Source organism: Burkholderia sp. SR8 (assembly GCF_052851275.1).
In genome coordinates, this window is record NZ_JAULUC010000006.1 from 81144 (window position 1) to 105609 (window position 24466).

23 protein-coding genes are annotated in these 24466 nt (G+C 66.2%); 18 read left to right on the plus strand and 5 right to left on the minus strand.

Annotated elements, in window-relative coordinates:
- Position 1 precedes the first annotated feature (1 nt).
- From Q3A80_RS09495 to Q3A80_RS09560, 14 genes are read left to right on the plus strand one after another with little or no spacing between them, the layout of a single operon-like run.
- Entirely contained in the window at positions 2 to 637 is a 636-nt protein-coding gene (locus tag Q3A80_RS09495) for a hypothetical protein (RefSeq protein ID WP_446329003.1), read from the plus strand.
- The gene (locus tag Q3A80_RS09500) at positions 634 to 2325 is read left to right on the plus strand and encodes an AMP-binding protein (RefSeq protein ID WP_446328785.1); all 1692 of its coding nucleotides are present in this window, start codon (positions 634 to 636) and stop codon (positions 2323 to 2325) included. Before Q3A80_RS09495 ends, Q3A80_RS09500 begins: the two co-directional genes overlap by 4 nt.
- Complete coding sequence (locus Q3A80_RS09505; RefSeq protein WP_446328786.1) at positions 2322 to 4028, plus strand: glycosyltransferase family 2 protein; 1707 nt, start codon at positions 2322 to 2324, stop codon at positions 4026 to 4028. The genes Q3A80_RS09500 and Q3A80_RS09505 overlap by 4 nt, the downstream gene beginning before the upstream one ends.
- Complete coding sequence (locus Q3A80_RS09510) at positions 4015 to 5625, plus strand: HAL/PAL/TAL family ammonia-lyase (protein ID WP_446328787.1); 1611 nt, start codon at positions 4015 to 4017, stop codon at positions 5623 to 5625. Before Q3A80_RS09505 ends, Q3A80_RS09510 begins: the two co-directional genes overlap by 14 nt.
- The gene (locus tag Q3A80_RS09515) at positions 5622 to 6050 is read left to right on the plus strand and encodes an acyl-CoA thioesterase (RefSeq protein WP_446328788.1); all 429 of its coding nucleotides are present in this window, start codon (positions 5622 to 5624) and stop codon (positions 6048 to 6050) included. Before Q3A80_RS09510 ends, Q3A80_RS09515 begins: the two co-directional genes overlap by 4 nt.
- A complete protein-coding gene (locus tag Q3A80_RS09520; protein ID WP_446328789.1) occupies positions 6041 to 6709 on the plus strand; it encodes a LolA family protein in 669 nt (222 codons plus the stop codon). Before Q3A80_RS09515 ends, Q3A80_RS09520 begins: the two co-directional genes overlap by 10 nt.
- A complete protein-coding gene (locus Q3A80_RS09525) occupies positions 6709 to 9117 on the plus strand; it encodes an MMPL family transporter (protein ID WP_446328790.1) in 2409 nt (802 codons plus the stop codon). The genes Q3A80_RS09520 and Q3A80_RS09525 overlap by 1 nt, the downstream gene beginning before the upstream one ends.
- Positions 9114 to 10301: a beta-ketoacyl-[acyl-carrier-protein] synthase family protein gene (locus Q3A80_RS09530; RefSeq protein ID WP_446328791.1), complete on the plus strand. Its 1188-nt coding sequence runs from the start codon at positions 9114 to 9116 to the stop codon at positions 10299 to 10301. The genes Q3A80_RS09525 and Q3A80_RS09530 overlap by 4 nt, the downstream gene beginning before the upstream one ends.
- Before the next feature lies 1 nt (position 10302).
- Positions 10303 to 10806 (plus strand): hotdog family protein, encoded by a 504-nt coding sequence (locus Q3A80_RS09535; protein WP_446328792.1) that lies wholly within the window; start codon positions 10303 to 10305, stop codon positions 10804 to 10806.
- Complete coding sequence (locus Q3A80_RS09540) at positions 10803 to 11528, plus strand: 3-ketoacyl-ACP reductase FabG2 (RefSeq protein ID WP_446328793.1); 726 nt, start codon at positions 10803 to 10805, stop codon at positions 11526 to 11528. Before Q3A80_RS09535 ends, Q3A80_RS09540 begins: the two co-directional genes overlap by 4 nt.
- Complete coding sequence (locus Q3A80_RS09545) at positions 11528 to 12757, plus strand: beta-ketoacyl-ACP synthase (RefSeq protein WP_446328794.1); 1230 nt, start codon at positions 11528 to 11530, stop codon at positions 12755 to 12757. Before Q3A80_RS09540 ends, Q3A80_RS09545 begins: the two co-directional genes overlap by 1 nt.
- Complete coding sequence (locus tag Q3A80_RS09550; RefSeq protein ID WP_446328795.1) at positions 12754 to 13992, plus strand: beta-ketoacyl synthase N-terminal-like domain-containing protein; 1239 nt, start codon at positions 12754 to 12756, stop codon at positions 13990 to 13992. The genes Q3A80_RS09545 and Q3A80_RS09550 overlap by 4 nt, the downstream gene beginning before the upstream one ends.
- A gap of 32 nt (positions 13993 to 14024) precedes the next feature.
- Positions 14025 to 14450 carry a signal peptidase gene (locus Q3A80_RS09555; RefSeq protein ID WP_446328796.1) on the plus strand — a complete coding sequence of 142 codons (426 nt, stop codon included), beginning with the start codon at positions 14025 to 14027 and terminating at the stop codon, positions 14448 to 14450.
- Between the two features lie 10 nt (positions 14451 to 14460).
- Positions 14461 to 14895, plus strand: a complete 435-nt coding sequence (locus Q3A80_RS09560) for an excinuclease ABC subunit A (protein ID WP_446328797.1) — start codon at positions 14461 to 14463, stop codon at positions 14893 to 14895.
- A gap of 41 nt (positions 14896 to 14936) precedes the next feature.
- Here the strand turns inward: Q3A80_RS09560 and Q3A80_RS09565 are convergent, their stop codons facing one another.
- Complete coding sequence (locus Q3A80_RS09565) at positions 14937 to 15656, minus strand: class I SAM-dependent methyltransferase (RefSeq protein WP_446328798.1); 720 nt, start codon at positions 15654 to 15656, stop codon at positions 14937 to 14939.
- A gap of 110 nt (positions 15657 to 15766) precedes the next feature.
- On the opposite strand from Q3A80_RS09565, the gene Q3A80_RS09570 reads away from it, so the two are divergent.
- The 4 genes from Q3A80_RS09570 to Q3A80_RS09585 all read left to right on the plus strand — a co-directional run bounded on the left by Q3A80_RS09570 (position 15767) and on the right by Q3A80_RS09585 (position 21612).
- Positions 15767 to 17014 carry an NAD(P)/FAD-dependent oxidoreductase gene (locus Q3A80_RS09570; protein ID WP_446328799.1) on the plus strand — a complete coding sequence of 416 codons (1248 nt, stop codon included), beginning with the start codon at positions 15767 to 15769 and terminating at the stop codon, positions 17012 to 17014.
- A 520-nt stretch (positions 17015 to 17534) separates the two neighbouring features.
- Entirely contained in the window at positions 17535 to 18632 is a 1098-nt protein-coding gene (locus Q3A80_RS09575; RefSeq protein ID WP_446328800.1) for a porin, read from the plus strand.
- A gap of 120 nt (positions 18633 to 18752) precedes the next feature.
- Positions 18753 to 19673: a LysR substrate-binding domain-containing protein gene (locus tag Q3A80_RS09580; protein WP_446328801.1), complete on the plus strand. Its 921-nt coding sequence runs from the start codon at positions 18753 to 18755 to the stop codon at positions 19671 to 19673.
- 505 nt (positions 19674 to 20178) lie between these two features.
- On the plus strand, positions 20179 to 21612 hold the full coding sequence (locus Q3A80_RS09585) for an outer membrane protein assembly factor BamB family protein (protein ID WP_446328802.1): 1434 nt from the start codon (positions 20179 to 20181) through the stop codon (positions 21610 to 21612).
- A 174-nt stretch (positions 21613 to 21786) separates the two neighbouring features.
- Here Q3A80_RS09585 and Q3A80_RS09590 read toward each other — a convergent pair whose 3' ends face one another.
- The 4 genes from Q3A80_RS09590 to pqqC all read right to left on the minus strand — a co-directional run bounded on the left by Q3A80_RS09590 (position 21787) and on the right by pqqC (position 24407).
- A complete protein-coding gene (locus Q3A80_RS09590) occupies positions 21787 to 22080 on the minus strand; it encodes a putative quinol monooxygenase (RefSeq protein WP_446328803.1) in 294 nt (97 codons plus the stop codon).
- A 158-nt stretch (positions 22081 to 22238) separates the two neighbouring features.
- Positions 22239 to 23411: a pyrroloquinoline quinone biosynthesis protein PqqE gene (gene pqqE, locus Q3A80_RS09595; RefSeq protein ID WP_446328804.1), complete on the minus strand. Its 1173-nt coding sequence runs from the start codon at positions 23409 to 23411 to the stop codon at positions 22239 to 22241.
- Positions 23383 to 23658, minus strand: a complete 276-nt coding sequence (gene pqqD / locus Q3A80_RS09600) for a pyrroloquinoline quinone biosynthesis peptide chaperone PqqD (RefSeq protein ID WP_446328805.1) — start codon at positions 23656 to 23658, stop codon at positions 23383 to 23385. Before pqqD ends, pqqE begins: the two co-directional genes overlap by 29 nt.
- Entirely contained in the window at positions 23655 to 24407 is a 753-nt protein-coding gene (gene pqqC, locus Q3A80_RS09605; RefSeq protein ID WP_446328806.1) for a pyrroloquinoline-quinone synthase PqqC, read from the minus strand. Before pqqC ends, pqqD begins: the two co-directional genes overlap by 4 nt.
- Positions 24408 to 24466 lie beyond the last annotated feature (59 nt).

Consider the following 24466-nt stretch of genomic DNA (forward strand, 5'->3'; position numbering starts at 1 on the left):
GATGGCAGTGACGGGCATGCGGACGACGAGCGGTACGGCCTTGCCGCCTTGGGCACGTGTCGCGGCAAGGGCTGCGCTGGTCGTGGCTTATCCGTTCGTCATCCTGTTTGCGTGGCAAAGCATGTCGCCGCGTTACGTCGGTTGCCTGCTGGTGGCGCTGCTGTGGTTGCAGCGCACGATCGGCAAGGGCACGCTGGCGCACGCGCTCAAACGGCTCGCGATGCTCGACTGGTGCGTGGCCGGTGCATTGACCGCGCTATCGATCGCGATCGCCGTGACCGACAGCGAGCGGCTTCTTCATCTCTATCCAGCATGTGTCAGTGCAGGCTTGCTGGTCGCGTTCGGCGCGACGCTGTGGCGCGGGCCGACCATGATCGAAAAATTCGCACGCCTGACATATCCCGAACCGACCGTGGAAATCGTCCGGTACACGCGTCGCGTCACACAGGTATGGTGCGCGTTCTTCATCGTCAACGGCGGTATTTCGGTCTATACGGCGCTGTATTGGACCAGTGCGTCGTGGGCGCTGTACAACGGGCTGATCGCATACGTGCTGATCGGCGCGCTGATCGCGGGCGAGTGGGTATGGCGCAGACTCTTCATCGCCGCCGCGCGAAAACGGACCGGTGTCGCATGATCGCTCTGAACGAGATCCTGTGCGCCGAAGCCGAAAGCGGCGTTGCGGTCTGTCGCGACGGCGCTCGCGTGCTGACGCTGGGCGATCTGCGCGCCCGGGCCGATGCCATTGCGCGGGTGGTGGTCGCAAGCGGCGCGCGACGGGTTGCTATCTGGACGGACGATCCGTACGAGTTTGCGTGCGCATTCTTCGCGATCGCGGCGGCGCACGCGGAGGTCGTGATTCCAGCCAGCAACGCGCCCGGCTATCTCTCTGATCTTGATCATGCGTACGACCTGATGCTGGATGCCGCGGCGTTGGCCGCGTGCGCGCGCGACACGGACGGCGCCTCTGCAATTCCCGCGCGTCCGATCGATGCCGCCATGTCGGTGACGCTTTTCACGTCCGGTAGCAGCGGCACCGCGAAGCCGGTGCGAAAGTCGCTCGCGCAGTTCGATGCCGAAGTGAGAACGCTGCAGCGCGAATGGGGCCGTTGCGTCGGTACCGCGGTGACGTTGTCGAGCGTACCGCACCACCATATCTACGGACTGCTCTTCAGAATCCTGTGGCCGTTGGCGGCCGGGCGTGCGTTCGACCGGGCATCGGTGCTCGAGCCGCTGCAACTGCGGCAGCGGCTGGCCGACTACGGTGGCGGTGCCGTGGTTTCGACACCGTCGCAACTGATGCGCTGGCCGGCGATGCCGGGTTTTCCGATGCAGGCGCCCGCGCCGTGCGCGTTCTTCTCGTCCGGCGGCCCGTTGCCCGCCGATGCGGCAGCGGCGTATTCGAACGCGTTCGGCGCGGCCCCGCTCGAGATCTTCGGCAGCACCGAAACGGGCGGCATCGCGTGGCGTCGCCAGGACGTGTCGCACGCATGGCAGCCGCTGACCGGTGTCGACGTGCGGTGCGACGACGAGGGCGTACTGTCCGTACGTTCCGCCCATCTCGGCCACGATCGCTGGCACCGCACCGACGACACCGTACGGTTCGACACGCGTGGCCGCTTCGTGCTCGCAGGGCGGCGCGATCGCGTCGTCAAGCTCGACGGCAAGCGCGTGTCGCTGCCCGAGCTCGAGGCGCGTCTGCACGCGCATGCATTCGTCGAACAGGCGGCGGCGGCGGTGATCGACGGCACGACACGCGCGCACGTCGGCGCCGTCGTGGTATTGACCGCCGCGGGGCGCGAAGCGCTCGTCGCCGACGGACGGGTGGCCGTCGCGACGACCCTGCGGCATGCGCTCGGGACTTACCTCGACGCGGCGGCGTTGCCACGCTACTGGCGATTCCTGCACGCGATGCCCTTTGATGCGCGCGGCAAATTGCCGGCCGCCGCGCTGGCGGCCGCATTCAGGGCAGCACCGGAAGGGTTCGAACTGCTCGCGTCATGGCGCAGCGGCGACGCGCTGCATTACGAGCTGCGCGTGCCGGCCACGCTCGTGCATTTCGAAGGACATTTTCCGGGGTTGCCGATCCTGCCCGGTGTCGTGCAAATCGACTGGGCCGCACGCCTTGCCGGCCGCGAGATGCCGGCCGCGCGCGAAATCCGTTGCATCGAACACCTGAAATTCAAGGCGCCGGTGCCGCCCGGCGCGGTGCTGGCGCTGCGCATCGCGCACGATCCGGTCCGCGGATGCGCGCGCTTCGCGTTTCGCCGCGGCGGGCGCGAATGCACGTCCGGCGTACTGGTCTACGGTGCGGCGGCCGGATGAACGGAACCTGCATCGTCATTCCGATCTATAACCATCGCGACGCCATCGGCGGCACGTTGGCGCGGCTCGCCGTGCATGGCCTGCCGATCCTGGTGATCGACGACGGCAGCGACGAGCCGACGCAGCGGGCGTTGAGCGCGCTGGCAGCGCAGTACGCAGGCTCGATGACGTTGCTGCGGTTGCCCGTCAACGGCGGGAAGGGCGCGGCGGTCATGGAAGGATTGCGTGCGGCGCGCGCCCGCGGTTATCGGCATGCGATCCAGATCGATGCGGACGGTCAGCACGACGCGGCCGACGTGCCGAAGTTCGTGGCGGCCGCGCAGGCCGAGCCGGACGCCGTGATTCTCGGTCGGCCGCGCTTCGACGATAGTGTGCCGAAGGCGCGCCTGTACGGCCGCTATCTCACGCACGCGTGGGTATGGATCGAAACGCTGTCGCTCGATATTCCCGATGCGATGTGCGGGTTTCGTCTTTATCCGGTCGACGCCGTTTGCGAGTTGATCGACACCGTATCGATGCCCGCACGGATGGCTTTCGACAGCGAAATTCTGGTCCGCCTTCACTGGCGCGGACTTGCATTCAGGACGATCCCGACGCGCGTCGTCTACCCTGCGGACGGCGTGTCGCATTTCGACGTGTGGCGTGACAACGTGCGGATCAGCCTGAGCCATACGCGCCTCGTCGCCGGGATGCTTGCGCGCGCGCCGATGCTGCTGACGCGCCGGCTCGTCGGTCGGCGCGGTGCATCGCCGACGACGCGCACGCGCGCGTGGTGGCGCTTGCCCGAGCGTGGGAGCCGTGTCGGCATGGCGTTGCTCGCGCTGAGCTGCCGCTGGTTCGGCAAGGGTTTCACGTCGCTCTGGCTGCATCCGATCGTCGGCTATTTCGTACTGACGAATCGCACGGCACGCACCGCGTCGCACGCTTATATCCGTCGTCTGCGCGACGTGGAAGCGGCGGCCGTACCGCAGCCGGGATGGTGCAGTGCATACCGGCACATGCTTGCGTTCGCGCAGGCGGGATTCGACAAGTTCGTCGCATGGTCCGGGCGTCTCGACGAACTCGACGTGCGTTTCGACGATTCGTCCGCATTCGATGCGCTCGCGGCGAGCGGGCGTGGCGCGCTCGTGATCGGCGCGCATCTGGGGAACCTCGAAATGACGCGAGCGCTTGCGCTGCGCGATGCGCACACGAAGGTCACGGCGATCGTCTACACCGAGCATGCGAAGCGGTTTACGGGCGTGCTCGCCGGGGCGAATCGGGAATTCGCCAAGCAACTCGTCGAGGTGTCGGACTTCGGGCCGGATACGGCGCTGATGATGCAGTCGCGTATCGACGCGGGCGAGTTGCTCGTGATCGTCGGCGACCGCGTGCCGCCACGCGACTCCGGCAAGACCGTCGACGCCCGTTTTCTCGACGAGACCGCCCCGTTCGCGCAGGGCCCGTATATCCTCGCCCACGCGCTCGGCTGCCCGGTCTACCTGTTCTTTTGCCTGAAGGAGGCGCGCGGCTACCGGCTCTATTTCGAGCCGTTCGCCGACCGGATCGAGCTACCGCGCCGGGAGCGCGCCGGCCACGTAGCGGCATGGGCGCAGCGCTATGCCGCGCGGCTCGAACACTATTGCCGCAAGGCTCCCTATCAATGGTTCAACTTCTTCGATTTCTGGGCGCGGCCCGATGGAGGTCCGCGTGGCGGAGCATGACATGAACGACGTCGCGACACGCGCGGCGGCAGCCCCGAGCCGGTCGGCCGTCGTGGTCGGCGGCCGGCATCTGACGATCGAGGACGTCGTCGCGATCGCCCGCGACGGTGCGCCGGTCGCCCTGAACGCGCAGCCCGAATGGCGCGCGCGGATCGAGCGCGGCGCAATCTGGCTGCGCGACTATCTCGCGAATGGCGGCACGCTGTACGGCGTAACGACGGGGTATGGCGATGCGTGCGTCGTCGAAGTGCCGCCGTCGCTGGTTGAAGCGTTGCCGCTGCAACTGACCCGGTATCACGGCTGCGGCATGGGCGACTGGTTCGATGCGACGCAAACGCTGTCCATCGTCGTCGCTCGGCTCAATTCGCTCGCGTTCGGCTTGTCGGGCGTCCGCTTCACGTTGCTGGAGCGGCTGGCCGATCTCGTCAATTACCGCATCCTGCCGCGTATTCCGTCGGAGGGCTCGGTCGGTGCAAGCGGCGACCTGACCCCGCTGTCCTATATCGCCGCGGCGCTGGTCGGCGAGCGCACTGTCGTGTTCGACGGTGGCGAGTGCAACGCGCGCGATGTATGGCACGCAATCGATCGCGAGGCGCTGACGCTTGCGCCGAAGGAAGGGCTGGCGCTGATGAACGGTACGGCGGTCATGACGGGGCTGGCCTGTCTCGCGTTTGCGCGTGCCGATTACCTGACGCGGGTGGCGGCCCGGCTGACGGCATTGACGACCGTCGCGCTCGACGGCCGGGCCGGGCACTTCGATGCGCGGCTGTTCGACGCGAAACCGCACGCGGGGCAGGCGGAAGCGGCGGCATGGATCCGCGCGGACCTGGCCGGACGAGACGAACTACCGGGACGCCGGCTGCAGGATCGCTATTCGGTTCGCTGCGCGCCGCACGTGATCGGTGTGGTACGCGATGCGTTGTCGTGGATGCGCCGCGATATCGAGAACGAGTTGAACAGCGCGAACGACAACCCGCTGATCGATCCGGACGAAGGGTGCGTGCTGCACGGCGGCAATTTCTACGGCGGTCACATCGCGTTTGCGATGGACGCGCTCAAGACCGCGGTGGCCAATCTCGCGGACCTGATGGATCGCCAGCTCGCACTGCTGGTCGACGACAAATTCAGCAACGGACTGCCGCGCAACCTGACGGGCGCCGCCCCCGCTCGTGCGCCGATCAACCACGGATTCAAGGCCGTGCAGATCTCGTCCTCGGCATGGACGGCGGAGGCGCTGAAGCATACGATGCCGGCGAGCGTGTTCTCGCGCTCGACGGAGTCGCACAATCAGGACAAGGTCAGCATGGGAACGATCGCCGCGCGGGATTGCCTGCGCGTGCTGGCGCTGACCGAACAGGTTGCCGCAGCGCATGTACTCGCGAGCGTACAAGCTGTCCGTCTGCGGCTGCGTGACGATTCGCAGGCCCAGCTGTCGCCCGCGTTGCGCGCGTTCATCGACGATGTGGGCCGACACTCGCCGCTTGTGGTGGAGGACCGACCGCTCGAAGCGGAGTTGCGCGCGCTGACCGCGCGCCTCGCCGCATGCGAACCGATTGGCGGATTGCTGGACGGAATCCGGCACGGGGAGGCGGCATGAGTACGTCTCGTCCGGCGCTGAGCGCGACGGCGCGCGTCGAAGTACTGTTTCATGACGTCGATGCGATGAACGTCTGCTGGCACGGCCATTACCTCAAGTACTTCGAAAGCAGCCGCGCGGCCCTCCTGCGCATGATCGACTACGACTATCCGGCGATGCTGGCGTCGGGGTACATGTGGCCGGTGGTCGAGGCACATCTGAAGTACGTTCGCCCGGCCCATTACAGTCAGCAGCTGGACGTGCGTGCGACGCTGCTCGAATTCGAGAACCGGCTGAAGATCGGCTACGAAATCGTCGACGCCGCTTCCGGCGAGCGCTTGACGAAGGGGTATACGGTGCAATTGGCCGTCGATGCGACGACGCGCGAACTGCAGTTCGTGTCGCCGGCGGCCCTGATCGAAAGGGTGCATGCACGATGGGCCTGAATTCGCACGGCAGACGGTTCGCGGTGGCGATGCTGGCCGCGTGCATGGCGCTCGCGAGTGGCCCGGTATCGGCTGCTCCCGCTCTTGACGCGGCGGCAGGGCACGCGAGTGCGGCGCTGGTGTCCGATATCGCGGTGCGGCTTGCGCGGGTCGGCGCGATTCGCGCGAATTTCCGGCAGACGCAGACACTGTCGGCGATGAAGCAGCCGCTCGTCAGCACCGGATCGATGTTGTTCGATCGACGCTCCGGTGTCGTGTGGCGCATCGAAACGCCATACAAGGCCACTTACGTGATTACCGATGGCGGCGTGCGCGAGGTCGGCGCAGACGGGCGTCTCGTCGGGGCGAACGGCGGCGGCCGCGGCGTCGCGCAAGTATCGCGGATGATGCGCGACATGCTCGGCGGCGACCTGTCGGCGTTGTATGCACAGTTCGACGTCGAGGCGAGCGGCACGCCGGAACGATGGCGGATGGTGTTGCGGCCGAATCAGCCGCAGCTCGCGCAGGCGGTGCGGGTGCTCGAAATGAGCGGCGGCGCATATCTTGGCCGGCTCGACATGACGTTCGCGAACGGCAACGTGAGCGCGCTGGAGTTTGTCCGGCCGACGCCGGTCGACGCTCCCGCGCCGGCCGAGCGCGCGTGGCTGGAGGCACGGTAATGAGCACGGCACGCGACGTGATCGACGGCGCGGGCGGACGTATCCGGCGGCGCATGCTGTGCGTCGCCTGGCTGCTCGTTACGCTCGCGGCCACCGCGATCATCCTGTGGCGCTTCAGCGGGCCGACGCCGCTGCAGACGAACCTGCTCGCGTTGCTGCCGGCCACCGAGGCGAATCCGGTTGCCGAACGCGCCGTCGACATGCTCGGCGATGCGCTCGGGAATCGCACCGTTTATCTGGTGAGCCACCCGGACGCCGCACGCGCCAAGGCTGCCGCGAAACTGTTCGGCGCACGGCTCGGCGCCAGCGGCGCATTTCGTTCGGTGACCGTCGAGGTCCCTCCGTTCGACCTTTCGCAGATCGCGGCCTCCTACCTGCCGGCGCGCTCCGGTTTGCTGACGGACGCGGATCGCAGCACGCTCGAACGGGGCGGCGCCACGCTCGACGAGCAACTGGCGCGGCGTCTGTATGCACCGCCGGTCGACGGCCTGCAGACCGCGGTTGCCGACGATCCGTTCGGCTGGCTGCAGCACTGGCTTGGCGCGCTGCCGCTCGCGGCATCCGATCTGTCGCTCGAGGACGGCATGCTCGTGTCGCATTTCGATGGCACAACGGGCGTGCTCGTGATGACGTCGCTGCCGGGGTCGGCCTACGAATCGAAGATCCAGCATGCGGTACGTGTTGCCACCGCCGATGCGGAACGTGCGCTCGTGGCCGATTTCCAGGGCGTCCGCATCGACCGGGCAGGGGCTGTGTTCTACGCGGAAGCCGCGCGCGCCAGTGCCGAGCGCGACGTGCATGTGATCGGCGCGGTTTCGCTGGCCGGCATCGCGCTGCTGCTGATGAGCGTATTCCGCTCGCCGTGCCTGCTGGTGCTCGCATTTGCGTCGACGGCGTTCGGCATCGTTTGTGCGCTGGCCGCGACATTGCTCGTATTCGGCAAGCTACATCTATTGACGCTGGTGTTCGGCGTGAGCCTGATCGGCGAGGCCGTCGATTATTCGATCCAGTACTTCGTCGCCTACCTGTCAGCGGGGCGGCAATGGGATGCACGGCGCGCGGCGGCGGCGGTCAGACCGGCGCTCGCGGTTGCGCTCGCGACCAGTCTGCTGGGCTACGCGATCCTGATGTGGGTGCCGTTCCCGGCACTCAAGCAGATCGCGTGCTTTGCGATCGTCGGTATCCTCAGCGCGTTCGCGGCGGTCACCGGCTTTTTGCCGCTCGTGCTTGTCCGCGGGCCACGCCGCGTGCCGTCTCGCGTTTTCGCGTACGCAGCCCGACTGCTGAGCAGCTGGCAGGCGCTGCTGACAGGCCGGCGCGCCGTCGCCGCCACCGTGCTGGTGGCGCTGGTCGCGATTCCGGGGTGGATTGTCCTGAAGAGCGACGACGACATTCATCTGCTGATCCAGCGCGATGCGAATCTCGCGCGGCAGGAAAACCGCATTCGCGCAGCGGTCGGGCTCGCCAACACCGCGCAATTCTTCGTCATCCAGGGCGCGTCTCAGGAAGAGGTGCTCGAGCGCTCGGAGGCGCTGATCGGGGCGTTCGATCAACAGCGGGTCGGGCGCGTTCAGTCGATCGCGATGTTCGTGCCGTCGGCGAAGCGGCAGGCACACAATCGGGCAGTGCTGGCCACGCACGTATTTGCCAACCCCGCTGCACTGCGCGAGAGCCTCGCTCACGCGGGCTTCCGCGACGAGGTCGCCGATGCGTGGATGCGGGCGTTCTCCCGCGACGTCCCGGCGACGCTGTCCGTCGACACCTGGCTGGCGGCGCGCTGGTCAGCACCGTTCCGGCATCTATGGCTCGGGAAAATCGACGGCGGCGCCGGTCCCGTCGATGCGGCGCTCGCGATTCCCGAGCGCGTCGATGGGTCGAACGCCGCGACGTTTGCGGCCGTCGCGCGCGCGCTGCCGGGCGTATCGTGGGTCGACAAGGCCTCGAGTGTGTCGAGCCTGTTCGGCGCCTATCGAGTCGACAGCGGCTTGTGGCTGGCGGGCGCGCTGATCGTGGTCGCCGCACTGCTGATGTGGCGATACGGCGTGCGCGGCGGCATCGTCACCACGTTGCCCGTCGTGTTCGCGATTGCGTTGACGCTCGCCGCGTTCGGCTACGCGCGGGTGCCGCTCACGCTGTTCAACTGGCTCGCGCTGATGCTGGTGCTCGGCGTGGGCGCGAACTATGCGGTGTTCCTGCGCGAAGGCTGCATGCGGGATGCAGCCGGCGTCGGCGCCGTATGGACCGGCGTGCTGCTGTCGGCTGCCACGACGTTGCTGTCGTTCGGGATGCTCGGGGCGAGCGCGATGCCCGCGCTGCGCAGCTTCGGCACGACGCTCGCGATGGGCATCGTCTTTTCCGTGCTGTTCGCACCGCTCGCCACGCCATCCACGAAGGAGCGTCGCGCATGAACTCGATCCAGACGGCGGTCTACGTGTCCGCACCCGGCATGATCAACGCGCTTGGCGCCACCACCGACGCGATCGTCGACGCACTGCGCGCCGGCATCGCACCAGGCATGGAGCCGCGTACCGATGTGCCCGCCGGCGGCTGGGTCGGGCGCGTACGGACCACGCTCGACATCGAGCCGCCGCCGGCGCTCGCGCATTTCGATTGCCGGAACAATCGACTGTTGCTCGCCGCGTTGGCGCAGATCGGGCCGTCCGTCGACGCGATGATCGCGCGTTACGGCCCAGGCCGGATCGGTGTCGTGATCGGCACGAGCACGTCCGGCATCCAGGCGGCCGAGCAGGCGCTCGCCCAGCTCGCCGCGCTCGGCGAGATGCCCGCCGGATTTGACTATCGACAGATGGAAATCGGTACGGCGGCGCCGTTCGTGCGCGCGGTGCTGCGGGTGGCCGGGCCGGCCTACACACTATCGACTGCCTGCACGTCGAGTGCGAAGGCATTCGCGGCCGCACGCCGTCTGCTGCGGTTGAAGCTGTGCGATGCGGTTGTCGTCGGCGGTGCGGATTCGCTATGCGAGCTGACGCTGCAGGGTTTCGCGTCGCTCGAATCGGTCAGCCCGGGCCGCACCAATCCGATGAGCCGGAACCGGAACGGTATCAATATCGGCGAGGGGGCCGCGCTGTTCGTGATGAGTCGCGACGAAGCGGCCGTCCGGCTGGCCGGCGTCGGCGAGTCGAGCGATGCGCATCACATCTCGGCACCGGATCCCGCGGGTCACGGTGCGGAGGACGCGCTGCGCGCAGCGCTCGCGGACGCCGGCGTCGCTTCGTCGTCGATCGGCTACGTGAACCTGCACGCGACGGCGACGCGGCTGAACGACGAGATGGAAGCGAAGGTGATGGCGCGGGTGTTTCCGCAGGGTGTGCCGGCGAGCGGGACCAAGCCGTTGACCGGCCACATGCTCGGCGCGGCGGGCGCGACCGAGCTAGGCTTCGGCTGGCTGACGCTGGCGCGCGGGATCGCGCTGCCGCGACACCTCTGGGACGGCGAGCACGACCCGGCGCTGCCTGGACTCGACCTCGTCGGAAGCGAGCGGCGGCTGACCGGCAATGCAGCAGGACACTATGTAATGAGCAATTCGTTCGCGTTCGGCGGCAGCAATGCCAGCCTGATTCTGGGGACCTGACATGCATGCCGGATCATTGAGCGATGCGCTGCACGGTGGCGCGGACATTCCCGTCGGCAACGTGACTGACGTGTTGCCGCATCGCGGCACGATGCTGCTGCTCGATGCAATCGAGCGCTGCTCGGAAACGGGTATCGAGGTGAGCGCGATCGCACGCCGCGATGCGTGGTATGCCGACGGCAACGGGGCGATGCCGGCGTGGATCGGCATCGAACTGATGGCGCAGGCTATCGCCGCGCACGTCGGCCTGCTTGCCGCCCACGCGGGCGGCCGCGCAAAACCGGGCGTGTTGCTCGGTGCGAACCGCTACGTCGCGCATCGTACGGCGTTCGGTGCGGATACGGTGTTGCGCATCGTGGCCCGTGAGCTGTTGCGCGGCGACGAGGGGCACGGCGCGTACGAGTGTGCGATTCATGCCGCAGGCGAGTGTTGCGCGGAAGCCGTCGTCAAGGTGTACCAACCGGACGATTTTCAATCTTTCATCGAAGGGAGCTTCAATTCATGACACGGCGAGTTCTCGTGACAGGAGCGAGCCGCGGCATCGGCCGCGCGGTGGCACTGCGTGTGGCGTCGGACGGTTTTGCCGTGACGGTTCATTGCCGCACCGGCCGTGCCGACGCGGAAGCGGTCGCCGCAGAGATTCGCGCGCAGGGCGGCACGGCGGGCGTACTGCAGTTCGACGTGCGCGATCGTGCGGCGTGCCGGCGTGAACTGGAAGCCGATGTCGAAGCGAACGGCGCTTACTACGGGATCGTCTGCAATGCGGGCGTGACGCGTGACGGCGCATTCCCGGCGCTGTCCGAGGAAGACTGGGACATTGTGATCGAAACCGGGCTGGACGGGTTCTACAACATCGTCCATCCGCTGACGATGCCGATGGTGCGCCTGCGCAGTGGCGGCCGTATCGTGACGATCGCATCCGTGTCGGGGGTGATGGGCAATCGCGGCCAGGTCAATTACAGCGCCGCGAAGGCTGGCCTGATCGGCGCGACCAAGGCACTCGCGGTGGAGCTGGCATCGCGCAAGATCACGGTCAACTGCGTGGCACCCGGGTTGGTCGACACCGGCATGCTCGACGACATGCCGCTGGAGCATGTATTGAAGACGGTGCCGATGGGTCGCGTCGGCCAGCCCGACGAAGTCGCGGCGGTAGTCGGCTTCCTGATGTCGGATGCGGCGACCTACGTCACCCGGCAAGTGATCGGTGTCAACGGCGGGATGGTGTGATGAAGCGAGTGGTCGTGACGGGAATGGGTGGCGTGACTGCCTTCGGTCAGCATTGGCAGGAAATCGAGGCGCGATTGCGTGAAGGGCGCAATGCGGTGCGGCGCATGCCGGAATGGGATTGCTACGAAGCGTTGCATACGCGGCTCGCGTGTCCGTTGCCGGCCTTCGAGCTGCCGAAAACGTATCCGCGCAAGAAGACGCGATCGATGGGGCCGGTGTCGATGTATGCCGTGCGTGCAAGCGAACTGGCGCTGGCGGACGCGGGATTGACCGACGACCCGTCGATCCGGGATGGCCGGATGGGTGTCGCGTACGGATCGTCGTCGGGGTCGGTCGAACCGATCAGGGCGTTCGGCACGATGATCGAAACGGGTTCGATGCGAGACGTCACGTCGAACAGTTACGTACAGATGATGCCGCATACGACCGCGGTCAACGTCAGCCTGTTCTGGGATCTGAAGGGCCGAATTGTGCCGACGTCGTCCGCGTGCGCGTCGGGCAGTCAGGCGATCGGTTATGCATACGAGGCGATCGCGACGGGCAAGCAGACGCTGATGCTCGCGGGCGGCGCCGAAGAATTGTCGGGGCCCGCGGTGGCGGTGTTCGACACGTTGTACGCGACCAGCACGCGCAACGATGCCGCACATCTGACGCCGCGTCCGTTCGATGCCGCTCGCGACGGCCTGGTGGTCGGGGAAGGTGCCGCGACGCTCGTGCTCGAGGAACACGAGCACGCGATTGCGCGCGGTGCGACGATCCACGCCGAGATCGTCGGCTTCGGGTGCAATTCCGACGGTGCGCACATCACCCAGCCGACGGCCGAGACGATGGCGATAGCGATGCGTCTCGCACTGGGCGATGCTTCGATCGACCCCGGTGCAATCGGCTACGTCAATGCGCACGGCACGTCGACCGATCGCGGCGATGTGGCGGAGAGTCACGCGACGGCGTCCGTGTTCGGCGAGCGCATGCCGATCAGCTCGCTGAAAAGCTATGTCGGGCACACGCTGGGCGCGTGCGGTGCGCTCGAGGCGTGGTGGACGATCGAGATGATGAAGCGCAACTGGTATGTGCCGACCATCAATCTCGAGACGGTGGATCCGGCCTGCGCATCGCTCGACTACATTGTCGGGGACGCGCGCCGGATCGACGCGGAATTCGTGATGAGCAACAACTTCGCGTTCGGCGGGATCAACACGTCGCTGGTTTTCCGGCGCTTCACCGCGTGACGGCGATCGGCGGCGCGGCGTCGCGCGTGGTCGTCACGGGGCTCGGCATCGTGTCGTGCCTCGGCAACGCGCTGGACGAAGTGGCGGCCGCGCTGCGCGCCGGTCGCTCGGGCGTGAGCCGCGTCGACGCATGGCGCGCGCGCGGCTTTCGCAGCCAGATCGCGGGCGTGGCGTCCGTCGCATCGGACGCGCGCTTCGCGCGCAAACACGAGCGCTTCATGGGCGATACGGCGCGCTTTGCCGCGCACGCAGCCGCGTCAGCGCTCGACGATGCAGGCCTCGATGCCGAACGGCTCCGCTCGCCGCGTGCGGGCGCGATCATCGGTTCGGGAATCGGATCGATGGCCGAATACGACGACGCGATGGCGATCGCATGGCAGCGCGGCATCGACAAGACGCCGCCCTATGTCGTCCCGAAGGCGATGAGCAGTACGGCGTCGGCATCCGTTGCGCAGCTGTTCGGTATCGAAGGCGTGTCGTACTCGCCGTCGTCCGCCTGCACGAGCGGGGCGCTGGCGATCGGGCACGCGGCGCAATTGATTCGCGCCGGCTGCCAGGACATCGTGCTGGCCGGCGGCAGCGAGGCTTTGCACGACAACATGACGTTGATGTTCGACGCGATGGGCGCGTTGTCGAGCGGTTTCAACGGCACGCCGGAATGCGCGTCGCGCCCGTATTCGCTCGGCCGCGATGGTTTCGTGATTGCGGCCGGTGCCGGCATTCTCGTGCTGGAATCGCTCGAGCATGCGCGTGCGCGCGGCGCGCGAATCTACGCGGAGGTCGCCGGGTTCGGTCAATGCACGGACAGCGCCGGCATGGCGGCGCCTCACGCGCCGGGCATCGCACGGGCAATGCGCGCCGCGTTCGCCGGCTGCGAACGACGCCCGGACTACGTCAACACGCACGCGCCGTCGACACCGCTCGGCGACATCGAGGAACTGAATGCACTTGTCGACGTATTCGGCGGCGACGTGCCGGCGTTCTCGTCGACGAAAGGCATGACGGGGCATCCGCTTGGCGCGAGCGGTGCACATGAGGCGATCTATACGCTCCTGATGATGCGCGACGGTTTCGTCGCGGGGACGGCCGTCGGCAGCGACGCCGATCCCGCAGTCGCCGGCATGCCGCTCGTGCGCGACGCACGCGAAGCGACGATCGGCCGCGCGCTGTCGATTTCGTTCGGCTTCGGCGGCAGCTGTGCAAGTGTGTTGTTGGACGCCTGGAAGGGCGATTGATGTGAAATTACTGAGCTGAGAGGACGATAACAATGAAGCACAAACGACATCTGGCCGGCATGTTGGTCGCGGCATCGTTGCTGACGGGGTGCGGCACCGTGGTCCGTTCGCTGCCCCTGCCGGCGGCAGCGACGGCAGCGGACGCGAGTGGCGTCGCGATCTATTTCGGTGCGCAGCCGCATCCGGACGTGAAGGCCAGCATCGGTCCGCGTTCGGAGTCCGTGCGTGTTCAGCGCGGGACTCAAACCGAGCAGCCGACGTGCGAGCAGGCGCTGGCCGAGGCACTGAATCGCCTTCGCACTTATGCGAAGAATCACGGCGGCAACGCGGTCATCAATGTGACGACGCGCTTTCATGAAACGCGTTCGAATTCGACGGCCGAATATACGTGCGGCGTAAGCGCCAGCGCCGGTGCGATCGCCGTATCGGGCGATGTCGTGCAACTGAACACACAATAACGGAGTAGACGTGAAATATCGTATTGCATTGACATTGCTCGCCGCGACGTTCGCGGCGCCGGCCGCATACGCACGCGACACGATCAACGACTATCCGATCGAGAGCGCGTTGAAGAGCGAGGAAGGCAAGCTCGATGACGGCGTCGCGCTGTATTTCGGCGATCAGGCGCATCCGCGCGTCCTCAGGTCGTATGGTTCATTCGCGACCAACAAGAAGACCAACTCGTTCGGCAAGAGCGACGAGGCGGCGTGCCAGCATGTGTTCCTGTCGGCCGTGCTCGAACTCCAGGCGCGCGCGCGAAAGGAAGGCGGCAATGCCGTCATCGGCATCAAGAGCAACTATCGCAACGTGTTGCGTTCGAGCTCGACCGAGTACACGTGCGGCGCCGGTGCGATCGTAGCCGGCGCCGCCCTGACGGGCGAGGTGGTGACGTTGAAGCCGTAACGGGCACGCAGCGGGCGCGGGCCGCCGAACGGTGGCCCGGCTCAGACAGGCTTGCGTGCGGCCACGTTGACCAGCGTTTCGCGGCGCTTGCCGGGCTTCGGCGCGTACAGGCCGATGCGCTCGAGCAGGCCGAAGTCTTTGGCGCGGCTCCACCACAGATACGGAAACGACACGTTGCGGGATTCGAATGCAAACCCGGCGTGACGGAGCATGGCGAGGTAGCCATCGGCGCTTTTCTGAACCTCCATCGGATGACGGAACAGTAGCCGGATTACCCATGACTTGATGTACGCGTCGGTCGATTCCGCGAAGAGCAGCAGGCCGCCAGGTTTCAGCACGCGGCGAAACTCGCTCAGCGCATGCTCCTGGTCGACGAGATGGTGAAAGGTCTGATGGCACAAGACGATGTCGACGCTCGAATCTGCGAGCGGAATCCGCGTACAGTCGGCATGATGCAGTTCGACAGGCGTAGCGCAGCGACGGGCTTCTGTCGCTGCATGTTCGAGCGACTCGCTGTGGCAATCGATGCCGATGATCCTGGCGGGCGAGAATGCATCGGACAGCAGGCGGAACGACTTCCCCTGGCCGCAGCCAGCATCGACGATGACGGGCGCGGTCGGCAGCGGTGCCGAGATGAGTCGTTTCAGATCGTCGATGGCAACCCTGAGCACATGATGCTCCCACGTGTACGTGCGAAGAAACCAGATGCCGAAGCGGGTTTCGGGAACATAGGCGGGAGCGTGCGTGTGGTGGGACGTCATGGGTCTCTCGTCGTAATCTTGGATTTGTTGAGCACCTATTGTAGTTTGCCACGCCGGATCATGGCGTGAGAAACATAAGATACCCAATCAATCGAAATGAATTGGCAAGCATGAACCATATGAGATCGAATTCCGTCGACGTCGCGATCATCGGAGCAGGGCCGTCCGGTGCCGTTGCGGCCGCTCTGCTGTGCAAGGCCGGCCGCTCGGTGCTGGTACTCGAACGCCAGCATTTTCCGCGCTTCTCGATCGGGGAAAGCCTGTTGCCACAGAGCATGCAGTATCTCGAGGAGGCGGGCATGCTGCAGGCGGTCGTCGAGGCGGGCTTCCAGTTCAAGAACGGTGCGTATTTCGTTTACCGCGACAGAATGTCGTCGTTCGATTTCCGCGAGAAATTTTCCGAAGGCTGGGGAACGGCCTACCAGGTCGAACGTGCTGCGTTCGACGATCTGCTGATCCGCTGCGCGGCCGCACAAGGCACGGACGTACGATTCGGCCATACAGTGCGTGCGTTCGCGCCCGGCGATACGCCGCGTCTCGACGTCGTCGACGAAGCCGGCCAAGACTATTCCGTTCACGCGTCGTTCGTGCTCGACGCGAGCGGGTTTGGTCGCGTGTTGCCGCGATTGCTGGGCCTCGAGGCGCCTACCGGACTGCCGACGCGCGCGGCAATCTTTTCACACGTTGAAGACAGCCTGCCTGCCGGTTCGACCGATCGCGACAAGATTTGCATCGCCGTCCATCCGGAGCGGCGCGACGTGTGGTTCTGGATGATCCCGCTGACGAACGGGCGCTCGTCGGTCGGATGTGTGGCCGATGCCGGGTTCCTCGACGTGCCGGAGTCCCGGCAGGCATCGTTACTGCGTGAATTGCTGCAGAGCGAGCCGACCCTGTCGCGATTGGTCGGGAGCAAGCCGTTCGCGATGCCGGTGCGGCGCATCTCCGGCTATGCGTCGAATGTCGAGCGCCTGCACGGGCCGGGCTATGCGCTGCTCGGAAACGCGGGCGAATTCCTCGATCCGATCTTTTCGTCGGGTGTGACGATCGCGATGCGCTCGGCCCATCTGGCGGTCGCCGCGCTCGAGCGTCAGTTGCGCGGCGAGTCGGTCGACTGGTCGCGCGACTACGACATCGCGCTGCGCAAGGGTATCGACACCTTCCGCGCGTTCGTCGAGCGTTGGTACTCGGGGGCGTTGCAGGACATCGTGTTCCATGAGGACAAGGCATCGGACGTGAAGGACATGATCTGCTCGATCCTGGCCGGCTACGCGTGGGACGAGACTAATCCTTTCGTACGGGAACCGGCACGGGGTCTCGATATTCTTGCCGAGATTTGTCGGCCGAAAGACGGATACTGACATCCATGGCGCGACGTCGATAGGGCGGCGGCGTTGCGCAAGTATCGACGCCGGAGCCAGAATTGCCCGCATTTTGGCAGGCAATTCCCGAAGGCTTACATTGGCGGATGTCAAGCGCGGCGAGCGGCGTGGATGTACTCGCGTACCGGAATCGCGTCGATCGCGGCGCGCAGAAACGAACGAGAATCATTACCGGCGTCGATGCTGCCGGGAATATGGGCATCCCGGCTTCGGTTCGACGGTTCGATCGTCGAGCGTCTGCGCGTGCACCGATCGAGTGTAGGCGATCCATACCGCACTGCGTAGCCGCGAGATGCAGAACATTATGTTCTCGGCGGCCGAACGTCGACGCGCCGTTCCATGCGCTAGACTCGTCCCCGTCAAAGGGTGTCGACCGTCGCGCGAGAACGAAGCACGGCATGCGCGTGCGTAGCTGCATCGCTGTACCACTGTATCTGCGCGGAATTTTCGCGGAGTCCGTTCATTTTGATTCGGACGACCAAGTAATAGAAGGTTGCTGATGTTCGGAAAGCGTTGGATTGCCGCGGGTCCGCTGCTGGTTGCTCTTGTGCCGATGGCATGTGCGCAGAGCAGCGTCACGTTGTTCGGCGCACTCGACGTGGGGCTCAGCTACGTCAGCAACGAAGCCGGTCACGGCAACGCGAAATTCGACGACGGGATCTTTACGCCGAGCCTGCTCGGCTTGCGGGGCAGCGAAGACATCGGCGGCGGCTCGCGGGTCATTTTCCAGCTGGTCAGCCAGCTTTCCCCCGGTACGGGCGCGACGATCGGCAATGGCCTGTTCGCACGGACCGCATACGTCGGCGTGCAGAACGACCGGCTCGGCACGCTGACGCTCGGTAACCAGTATGAATTCATGGCGGAGACGCTGTTTTTCAGCGGCACCGACGCCGCGGCCGATGTCGCCGGCCTGTACAACCTGCGCAACGGCCCGTTCCGCAAGCTCGCTCTGCCGGGCAATCCGACCGGCGCGTTCGACTGGGACCGGATGGCCGGCAGCCAGCGCGTGGCGAACGCCGTCAAGTACGTGAGCCCCGCCATCCACGGGTTGAGGGCGGGCGCGCTTTACGGGTTCGGCGGTGTGCCGGGCTCCATCGGAGCCGGCAATACGGTGAGCGCCAGTCTGGACTACGAGGCCGGCCCGTTCGGTGCCGCCGCTGCGTATACCAACGAGAAATACGGCCCTCGAGCCGGTTCCACCGCGACGAGCGTACGCAACTGGGGCGCGGGCGCGCACTACCGGATCGGGCCGGCGAAGCTGAGCGCCCTGATGACGACCGTGCATAACGCGGCATCCGGCGGTTCGGTATGGATGGCCGAGTGGGGCGGCACCTGGCAGTTCGCCGGTCCGGTCCGGATCGGCGCGGACTACCTGTACATGAAGGGCAACGCGGCGCTCGACAACGACCACGCGCATCAATTGACGGCGACCGTGCAGTACACGCTGTCGAAGCGGACGATGGTGTACGCGAGCGGCGCGTGGCAGCGGGCCAACAGTGGCGCCCAGGCCCGCATCAACGGGGTGCTGGACCCGGATGGCGCTTCGTCCGGCGCGAACCAGGCCATTGCCCGCATCGGCATTCATACGCTGTTCTAGCGGTGTGCGCATCGCGCAGACGGTATCGGCGGTGGTGCTCGTGCAGCGCGAACGCTGCAGCGAGCGGCACCGGTATCGGCCGGAACCGGCCGGAACGCCTGACCGGAGGCTTGCTGTCTGATGCAGATACTCCCTGATCTCGAAGCGTGGGCGATTTTCGCGCACGTGCTCGAAACCGGTTCTTTTGCCCGGGCCGCGGAAGCGCTCGAGCTTTCGCAGCCGACCGTGTCGAAAGCCATTTCCCGGCTCGAGCGCCGGCTCGGCACGGCGTTGTTGTATCGGAACTCGCGGCAGGTCTCGCTGACGCCGGCCGGCGAAATCGCGAGATCGCGAGCGATACGCATCCTCACCGAAGCGGCGGCGGCGGAGACCGAGGCGTCGTCGCACGCGACGGAGCCGCGCGGTCTGGTGCGCGTGGCCGCGCCGATGTCGTTCGCGAGCCGCTATGTCGCGCCGTTGATTCCGGCGTTTCTCGAGCGCTATCCGGCGGTGGAGATCGACCTTTCCGTCACCGACCGGATCGTCGATGTGGTCGCGGGCGGGTTCGACGTGGCCGTGCTCATCGCGGAACTCGCCGATTCGTCGTTGCGGGCGCGCCGGCTCTGCGCGATGAATTACCCGCTGGTCGCTTCTCCGGCTTATCTGCAACGATGGGGACGGCCAACCCACCCGCGCGATCTCGCGCGACACGCCTGTCTCGTCTACACGGGACTGGCGACGCCCGAACTATGGCAGTTTCGCCATGCGGACGGACAGACATTCGCGGTGACCGTGCGCGGCAGCATTCGCAGCAACAATGCCGACGTGATCGTTCCCGCGCTGCTGGCAGCCCGCGGCGTGGGCTTGCAACCGGAGTTCGTCGTCTGGGACGCGCTGAGACGAGGCGACCTGGTCGACGTATTGCCCGACTGGCGCATCGATCGGGTCAGCGTGAATCTCGTGACGCCTCCAGGCAATCTGCGCGCCGTGCGCGTGACCGCGTTTGTCGACTATCTGGCGGAGCGCCTCGCGGCCGCGCCGTGGGCCGCGACCGGCGCGTGACGCGATGGCCGACGCGTGAGCATCGAAAAAACGGAAACCATGGGTTGCCGAAAACCCCGTTGTTCACCGGTGAATACGGGGCGATGATGAGGCGCGGGACCGGGCGGTCGCGTACCCGGCGCAATCCAGTCGCGACAGTAATCAAACGATCGGGCAGGAGTCCAATTGATTGCGAAGGGGATGGAGTCGTTCCGCGTCCTCAGGTCGTGCTTGTAAGACGTTGAAGTGCTCTCCTATGCTTGCCTTACGCGCACTTCGCGTCGACGTCGTCGTTCGCCATGACGCGCAACGGATGCAGATATTTGTTCATACAACTGTTTGGCGCTGGTCCCCCGATCCACCATCTCATAGAGAGGGAAAAATGAAGAAGGCGTTCAGCAGAACAAGCATGTACCGGCCTTCCTGGTTGCACGGGCGGCGTTCGGCGATCATGGCCGCCGTCGTGTTGACGGGAACCGTCGTCACGGGCAGCGGCGCTTTCGCGCAGAGCGCGACGGATTGGCCGATGGCCGGGCAAAACGTTCGCAATACGCGCAGCGCGCCGGCCGGGAAAGGAATCGGGCCCGACGAGGTCGCGAAGCTCGCACCGAGATGGACGCTCGACACGGACGGCAACGTATCGGCGACGCCGGCGGTGGTCGGCGGTGTCGTCTATGTGCCGGACTTCGGCGGGACGCTGTGGGCCGTGGACGCGGCGAGCGGGCAGGTGAAATGGCACAGGAAAGTCAGCGACTACAGCGGGATTCCGAACGATGCGTCGCGTACAACCCCGGCGTACTGGAACGGCACGCTGGTGATCGGCCAGGGCACGCAGCTCGCGAACAATCCGACCGGCGCGTTCATGCTCGGCATCAAGGCCGACGACGGCTCGCCGCAATGGCGCACGCAGGTTGAAGCGGATCCGTCGGCGATCATCACCAGCTCGCCGGTCGTCGACGACGGTGTCGTCTATGTCGGAGTGTCGTCGCGGGCCGAAGCGCTCAAGGACGTGCCCACGTACCGCGGCAGCGTGGTCGCACTCGATGCGACGACCGGCAAGCTGCTGTGGAAGACGTACATGGTGCCCGAAGGCTACACCGGCGGCTCGGTCTGGGGCAACACGCCGGTCGTCGATCGGCAGACCGGCCTGCTGTACGTGACGACGGGCAACAACTTCACCGTCCCGAAGGGCGTGTGCCGGTATCCGACGCAGACCAAGTGCAAACCGGGCTCGCCGGCCAATCATATCGACAGCTTCGTCGCGCTCAATCTGAAGACCGGCAAGATCGCCTGGGCGACCCGAACGTTGCCGGCCGACATGTCGACGAATTACGATCACAACGACGGTCCCGATTTCGACTTCGGCTCGGGGCCGAACCTGTTCACCACGACGATCGGCGGGCATACGCGCACGTTGCTCGGCGCCGGGCAGAAGAGCGGCGTCTACTGGGCACTCGAACCGAAGACGGGCAAGGTGGTGTGGCATACGCAGGTCGGCCCGGGCAGCCTGCTGGGCGGCATGCTGTGGGGCACGGCCGCCGACGGCAAGCGGATCTACGTGTCGATCGGCAACATGAACCACGAATCGATCGCCGTCAATGGGCCGCAGGGCATGACGTCGACCACCGGCGGGATCTGGGCCGCCGTCGATGCGGCCACGGGGAAGGTGCTCTGGCGCACGGCGGATCCGCAGCAGACGATGGACACGGTCGCGATGTCGGAGGCCGACGGCGTGGTTTATGCCGGCTCGCTCGCCGGCACCGGCGCGAACATGTACGCGCTCGATGCGGCCACCGGCGACATCAAGTGGAAGTTCGACAGCGGTGGCGCGGTCGTGGCCGGCGCCGCGATCGTCGACGGCACCGTTTACTGGGGTACCGGCTATCACACGAAGGTACTCGGGCTGCCCTACGCCGGCGACAGTCACAAGCTCTATGCGTTTGCGGTTCCCAAGCAGTGAGCGCAGGCGCGCTGCGGCGCGCCGTTCGCGTTCGATCGCACGCCGCCTTCGCGATCGGACGCGGTAGCGAGGAACGCAGGCCCGGACATCGTCGCGAGCCGTCCGGGCAGTTCTTTCGCGGGAATGCTGCGGGCGGTGTGCTGCCGGCCGGCGCGTCGCGGGCCGACCCTGAAATCAGGCGAGGCGGGACAGCTTGAAGACTTCCGCTCGCTCGACATTCTTCACGCCGTTGGCGTGGAAATTCAGAATGTGCGCGCCTTGCGTGTGATGCTTTTCTCGCAGCTCGGGATTCGCCCAATGCTCGACGAAAACGAACCGGCGCGGATCTTCGCAATCGACATGCACCTCGTAGCGCAGATTGCCTTCTTCGTTTTGCGACGGAGCAGCGAGGGCGATCAGGTCTTCACGCAGTTGCGCTTCCTGTCCCTCCTTCGCGTACAGCACGGCGACGATATGGAGATCGGTCATGGTCTGCTCCGGTAATGGGCCTGTCGGCCGGATTCGTTCGACCGAATTATAGTGAGCCGGTCCGATGCAATGCGCGAACATTGCGTTCGATATCCGGAAACAGCCGGCGGCCGGCAATCGGCAATCGGCCGCGCACCGCGGCGCCCGCGGCGCGCCGTTCAGGTCTTCGTCAATTCACGCGAGTTGCGCGCGTTGCGGAACACGAGTTGCGCGACGGGTTGCAGCGGCGCGAGGGCGGCCTCGCGTGCTTTCACGACCCGATCGTGATGGGGCGACTTGGCACACACAGGGTCGGCCACGCCAGCATCGCCGGTCATCATGTATGCCTGGCAGCGGCATCCGCCGAAGTCTTTCTTCTTTTCGTCGCACGACCGGCACGGTTCGGACATCCAGTCGTCGCCGCGGAAGCGGTTGAATCCGAACGACTCGTACCAGATGTGCCGCAGGCCGTGGTCCCGCACGTTCGGAAAGGCGATCGGCAGTTGTCGTGCGCCGTGGCATGGCAGCGCCGTGCCGTCCGGCGTGACGATCAGGAACAGGCTGCCCCAGCCGCTCATGCACGGCTTCGGCCGCTCCTCGTAGTAGTCCGGCGTGACGAAGATCAGCCGGCACGGGTTGTGCGCCGCCGCGAGCGTCGCCCGGTATTCGTTCGTGATGCGCTCGGCGCGCTCGAGCTGCGCGCGGGTGGGCAGCAGCGCCCGGCGGTTCAGATAGGCCCATCCATAATACTGGCAGGTCGCGAGCTCGACGTAATCCGCGTCGAGTGCGATGCACAGCTCGATGATCCGGTCGATGTCGTCGATGTTGTGCCGGTGCGTGACGAAGTTCAGGACCATCGGATAACCGTGTGCCTTGACCGCGCGTGCCATCGCGAGCTTTTGCGCGAATGCCTTTTCGGATCCGGCGAGTATGTTGTTGACGGTCGCGTCGCTCGCCTGGAAGCTGATCTGGATGTGATCGAGGCCGGCGCGGCGAAATTCGGCGATCTTCTGCTCGGTGAGGCCGATGCCCGACGTGATCAGGTTCGTGTAGAAGCCGAGGCGGCGCGCCTCGCCGATCAGGTCAGGCAGGTCAGGCCGGACGAGCGGTTCGCCGCCCGAGAAGCCGATCTGCACGGCGCCCATCTCGCGCGCCTCGGCCATGACCCTGAACCACTGTGCCGTGTCGAGCTCGTCGCCGTGGCGGGCGAAATCGAGCGGGTTCGAGCAGTACGGACACTGCAGCGGGCAGCGGTACGTGAGCTCGGCCAGCAACCACAGCGGCAATCCGGTCGCGGCTCGCGTCGCGTCGGATGTCGGCGGTTCACGCGAATTCGATCCAGTGCTGGTCACGGGCGGTCTCCATGAAACCTTCGACGTCGACGCCGAGTTCGGGTACGTCCGGGAATTGCCGTTCGAGATGCGCGACGATGTCCGCGACGCTGCGCGTGCCGTCGATCAGCCCGCCGATCGCACTCGCGCTTTCGTTGAACCTGACCATGCCTTCCGGGTACAGCAGCACGTGCGCATGCTGCGCCGGCTCGAACTGAAAGCGAAAACCCGGCCGCCAGCGCGGCACGCGATTCCTGTCGAAGTTCATGGCGTGATTCCCTTGTGCCAGACGGGCTGGTCGGTGACGGTGTGATAGGGCGGCCGATTCAGCTCGTAAGCCATCGCCATCGCGTCGAGCATCGTCCATAGCACGTCGAGCTTGAACTGCAGGATTTCCAGCATCCGCTGCTGGCTGTCGTAGGTCGTGCAATGCCGGAGCGTGATCTCGAGGCCGTGCTCGACGTCGCGGCGCGCCTGGCCGACGCGCATGCGGAAATACGCGTAACCGTCCGGGTCGATCCACGGGTAATGGCGCGGCCACGTATCGAGACGCGACTGATGGATCTGCGGCGCAAACAGCTCGGTGAGCGAACTGCTTGCCGCTTCCTGCCAGTTCGCGCGGCGCGCGAAATTGACGTAAGCGTCGACGGCGAAACGCACGCCGGGCAGCACGCGTGCCTGCGAGCGCAACTCCGCGGGGTCCAGACCGACCGCCTGACCCAGCCGCAGCCATGCTTCGATGCCGCCTTCATCGCCGGCCGCGCCGTCGTGATCGATCAGCCGTTGCACCCACTGGCGGCGCACCTCGCGGTCCGGGCAGTTCGCGAGGATCGCCGCATCCTTCAGCGGAATGTTGACCTGGTAGTAGAAGCGGTTCGCGACCCAGCCCTGGATCTGCTCGCGCGTCGCGCGGCCCTCGACCATCGCGACGTGGTACGGGTGGTGGATGTGATAGAAGGCACCCTTTGCACGCAGCGCCTGTTCGAACTGGGCCGGAGTCAGAGCGGGTTGGCTCATCGACGATTCCATGACGTTGGGGGGTAAGGGGCGCACGGCGCACGGCGTACCGCCGCCGA

Bases quoted from the DNA above. Each gene is read 5' to 3' on its own strand.
- Q3A80_RS09495 (WP_446329003.1), top strand. From the start codon at position 2: ATGGCAGTGACGGGCATGCGGACGACGAGCGGTACGGCCTTGCCGCCT.
- Q3A80_RS09500 (WP_446328785.1), top strand. From the start codon at position 634: ATGATCGCTCTGAACGAGATCCTGTGCGCCGAAGCCGAAAGCGGCGTT.
- Q3A80_RS09505 (WP_446328786.1), top strand. From the start codon at position 2,322: ATGAACGGAACCTGCATCGTCATTCCGATCTATAACCATCGCGACGCC.
- Q3A80_RS09515 (WP_446328788.1), top strand. From the start codon at position 5,622: ATGAGTACGTCTCGTCCGGCGCTGAGCGCGACGGCGCGCGTCGAAGTA.
- Q3A80_RS09520 (WP_446328789.1), top strand. From the start codon at position 6,041: ATGGGCCTGAATTCGCACGGCAGACGGTTCGCGGTGGCGATGCTGGCC.
- Q3A80_RS09525 (WP_446328790.1), top strand. From the start codon at position 6,709: ATGAGCACGGCACGCGACGTGATCGACGGCGCGGGCGGACGTATCCGG.
- Q3A80_RS09530 (WP_446328791.1), top strand. From the start codon at position 9,114: ATGAACTCGATCCAGACGGCGGTCTACGTGTCCGCACCCGGCATGATC.
- Q3A80_RS09535 (WP_446328792.1), top strand. From the start codon at position 10,303: ATGCATGCCGGATCATTGAGCGATGCGCTGCACGGTGGCGCGGACATT.
- Q3A80_RS09540 (WP_446328793.1), top strand. From the start codon at position 10,803: ATGACACGGCGAGTTCTCGTGACAGGAGCGAGCCGCGGCATCGGCCGC.
- Q3A80_RS09545 (WP_446328794.1), top strand. From the start codon at position 11,528: ATGAAGCGAGTGGTCGTGACGGGAATGGGTGGCGTGACTGCCTTCGGT.
- Q3A80_RS09555 (WP_446328796.1), top strand. From the start codon at position 14,025: ATGAAGCACAAACGACATCTGGCCGGCATGTTGGTCGCGGCATCGTTG.
- Q3A80_RS09565 (WP_446328798.1), bottom strand. From the start codon at position 15,656: ATGACGTCCCACCACACGCACGCTCCCGCCTATGTTCCCGAAACCCGC.
- Q3A80_RS09570 (WP_446328799.1), top strand. From the start codon at position 15,767: ATGAACCATATGAGATCGAATTCCGTCGACGTCGCGATCATCGGAGCA.
- Q3A80_RS09575 (WP_446328800.1), top strand. From the start codon at position 17,535: ATGTTCGGAAAGCGTTGGATTGCCGCGGGTCCGCTGCTGGTTGCTCTT.
- Q3A80_RS09580 (WP_446328801.1), top strand. From the start codon at position 18,753: ATGCAGATACTCCCTGATCTCGAAGCGTGGGCGATTTTCGCGCACGTG.
- Q3A80_RS09585 (WP_446328802.1), top strand. From the start codon at position 20,179: ATGGCCGGGCAAAACGTTCGCAATACGCGCAGCGCGCCGGCCGGGAAA.
- Q3A80_RS09590 (WP_446328803.1), bottom strand. From the start codon at position 22,080: ATGACCGATCTCCATATCGTCGCCGTGCTGTACGCGAAGGAGGGACAG.
- pqqD (WP_446328805.1), bottom strand. From the start codon at position 23,658: ATGAACTTCGACAGGAATCGCGTGCCGCGCTGGCGGCCGGGTTTTCGC.
- pqqC (WP_446328806.1), bottom strand. From the start codon at position 24,407: ATGAGCCAACCCGCTCTGACTCCGGCCCAGTTCGAACAGGCGCTGCGT.